Consider the following 3,255-nt stretch of genomic DNA (forward strand, 5'->3'; position numbering starts at 1 on the left):
GTCCGACCTGCGCCACATCGAACGCGCCCTGCGCGTCGACGTCGACGAGGCCTGTGCGATGGTCCGCGACACCGTCGAATTCCTCGTCCGGGAGGGCCGCCGCGTCTTCCTCGACGCCGAACACTTCTTCGACGGCTACGCGCATTCCCCCGAAACCTCACTGAGGATCCTCGACGCCGCCGGAAACGCGGGCGCCGACGTCCTCGTGCTCTGCGACACCAACGGCGGCCAGCTGCCGCTCGGACTCGCCGAGACCGTCAAGACGATCAAGGACAAGACCGGGTTCCGGCTCGGGATCCATTGTCAGGACGACACTTCCTGCGCCGTGGCGAACTCCGTCGCCGCGGTGCAGGCCGGCGTGACGCACGTCCAGTGCACCGCGAACGGTTACGGCGAGCGGGCCGGCAACGCCGACCTGTTCGCCGTGACGGGAAACCTCGTGACCAAGCTCGGAATGGAGGTCCTCCCGACCGGAGGTGCCGCCGAACTCACCCGGGTCTCCCATGCCCTCGCCGAAATCGCGAACCTCGCCCCCTACACCCACCAGGCTTACGTAGGGGCGTCGGCTTTTGCCCACAAGGCAGGACTGCACGCGAGCGCGATCAAGGTGGATCCGTTGTTGTACAACCACATCGATCCACCTCTTGTCGGCAACGACATGCGGGTACTGGTCACCGAGATGGCCGGCCGGGCCAGCCTCGAACTCAAGGGACGTGAGCTCGGGGTTGACCTTGCCGACCAGCCCGAGGCGCTGACGAGCGCCATTCGCAAGGTGAAGGACCTCGAAGCGCAGGGATGGTCCTTTGAGGCCGCCGACGCTTCGCTGGAACTGTTGCTGCGCCGGGAAGTCGACGGCCCGCAAAGCGACGTACTGGACAATCCGCCGTTCGAGCTCGAGTCCTATCGGGTCGTACTGGACCATCGCTCCGACGGTGAGGTCGTCGCCGAAGCGACCGTCAAAGTGCATGTCGCCGGGCAACGGGTCATCGCCACCGCCGAGGGCAACGGCCCGGTGCACGCGCTCGACGCCGCGTTGCGCCTGGCGCTGTCCCCGCATCTGTCCTGGTTGGACACAGTGGAGTTGGCCGACTACAAGGTGCGCATCCTCCCCGGCCACCCCGGGACCGACGCGGTGACGCGCGTGCTCGTCGAGACCACCGACGGCGAGCGCGAGTGGACCACCGTCGGTGTCCACGGCAACATCGTCGAGGCCACCTGGCTCGCGCTGTGCGATGCCCTGGTGCACAAGAGTCTGCGGGCCGGGAACCTCGTGCGGTGACTAGCGGCGGGCACCGCGGCGTCGGATGACCAGGAAGGCCCCGACGGCGGCGAGCACCACGACGGCACCCGCCGCGGCGAGCAGGATCGGCCCGTTCGACGACGTCGAAGTGGTCTCCGCGACCGGTGTCGTGATGGGAGCTTCGCCCAGCGCGGGACGTTCGCCGAAGACCCCGCCGACGTTGGCCGTGGCGTACGTCGGGCCTGCCCCTTCGGCCTTGGTGACGGTCAGATCCAACGACACGGGCACCGGGACGTTGGCTCCTTCTCGAGCCGTGGCACCGAGTTTCACCGCGAGGTAGTACCAACCGGCGACACTCTGCGCGCGGGTGCCGGTGGCATCGGCGGTGCGGTTGTCGTACCGCACCGGAACCGTCGTGATCGCCTTCTCCGAGGCCGAATCCGAGGGCAGCGTGACCGCCGAACCGGTGTAGGCGTTGGTTTTGGTGCTGATCTCCTTCCGGAACGGGGTGTACAGCGTCGTCGCGATGTTCGAGATGTTGTCCACCTGGCTGGTGCTCCCCGCCGCGCCGAAGCCGACCCGGTAGGCCAGGCCCTGACCCCAGTCCAGTTTGACGCGGTAGAACACGTACTCACCGCGCTGGAGCAGGTCCGTGTACCGGCCGCCGCCGTTCAGCGTGGCGGCCACGTTGAACGAACCACCACCGGTCGCGGGCACACTCGCGCCCGCCGGTTCGACGAAGGTCGTCCCCGGCAGCACCGCCACGGGACCGGGATCGGAGACCGCGGGTTCGACGCCGACGAGCAGTTCGATCGGCAGGCGCTCCGGCACTCCCGAGGAGACTTTGTCCCAGGTCGCCGCGAAATAGTAGGTCCCGCCGCCCTTGCAGGGATCGCTTCCGCTGCCGTTCTTCTCCTGGGTGGCACCGGTCCAGGTCTTGGAGACGGTCAGCGCGACGCCGTCACTCGACATGGTCGCGAGCTCGGACTCGCCCGAGTTGCAGTCCCGGCCGCCTTCGCCGTGGACCCGGAGGTTCAGGGTGTTCATGTCGTCGATCTGCGACACCCCGGCCGGCCGCGGGAACGACACCGTGCCACTGAAATAGGTGGTCGCGCCCTGAGGCACGTCGACGGCGTAGTACCGCGTCTCGTGCCGGCCGATCGTGTCGAGATGCTGGCCGGGTGCGGCCACCGGTGCGGTGTCGTGAGCCGCGGTGCCGGTGATCGGCGTGCCCGCCGGTTCGTAGTTGCGCAGTGCCGCGGTGCTCACCCGCGGCAGGATCCGTTCGAGCGACTTGCCGTCCGGGGCGTCGGAGTAGGTGCCGCCGGTGACCTGCGCGACACAGGTGAGCTGCCGGCGCGACTTGTCGTCGACGCCGAACCCGATGGTGTGTACCAGGATCTGAGTGCCCTGCTTGATCAGTTCCCTGGCGACTTCGCACGGATCCGGTGGGGCGCAGGTGTCTTCCCCGTCGGAGACGAGCACGATCGAGCGCGGACCGGTCTTGGGCAGCGCGTCGGCGGCCTTGCGCAGCGAGGTGCCGATCGGCGTGTAGCCGCGCGGCTGGATGCCGTCGACAGCGCTGTTGAGGGCGGTTTTGTCGATCGTGTCGGCCGGGCGCAGCACCTGGACGTCCTGACAGCCGGCCGTCTTTTCGGCGTCGGTGGATCCGGTGCCCGTTCCGTAGACGGTCAGGCCCACGCGTGCTTCGGCGGGCGCGGAGTCGACGAAGGTGTGTGCCGCTGTCCGCGCCGAATCCATCTTGGTGCGGCCACCGGAATCGGCCTGCTTCATCGACCCGGAGGCGTCCAGGACGAGCATGAGCGGCGCGTAGTCCGGCGCTTGCCGTGCGTGTGCCGTGATCGGTGTCAGTGACAGTGTGAGCAGCCCGGCGGCAGTGGTGGCCAGCAGCTTGCCGAGCGTGGTCTTCGTCGGTCGCATGCCCCTTTGGAGGTGAAACCGGACAGATCGGTTCCCCGGATGGGTGAGGAATCTTACTGAGTCGTGAGTGCGTA

At 68.1% G+C, this 3,255-nt stretch carries 2 protein-coding genes; one reads left to right on the forward strand and one right to left on the reverse strand.

All coding sequences use genetic code 11. The features are described from left to right. Positions 1–1,279 (forward strand): alpha-isopropylmalate synthase regulatory domain-containing protein (locus VGP60_RS12350; RefSeq protein ID WP_327548092.1); only part of this gene is annotated, 1,279 nt, incomplete at its 5' end. Here the strand turns inward: VGP60_RS12350 and VGP60_RS12355 are convergent. Continuing rightward, the gene (locus VGP60_RS12355; RefSeq protein WP_327548093.1) at positions 1,280–3,181 is read right to left on the reverse strand and encodes a vWA domain-containing protein; all 1,902 of its coding nucleotides are present in this window, start codon (positions 3,179–3,181) and stop codon (positions 1,280–1,282) included. Between the last annotated feature and the right edge of the window lie 74 nt (positions 3,182–3,255).

This window comes from Amycolatopsis sp. (assembly GCF_036008905.1).
In the GTDB taxonomy this organism is placed as follows: domain Bacteria; phylum Actinomycetota; class Actinomycetes; order Mycobacteriales; family Pseudonocardiaceae; genus Amycolatopsis.

Excerpts from the sequence above, each read along its gene's own strand:
- VGP60_RS12355 (WP_327548093.1), bottom strand. The coding sequence starts at position 3,181 with ATGCGACCGACGAAGACCACGCTCGGCAAGCTGCTGGCCACCACTGCC.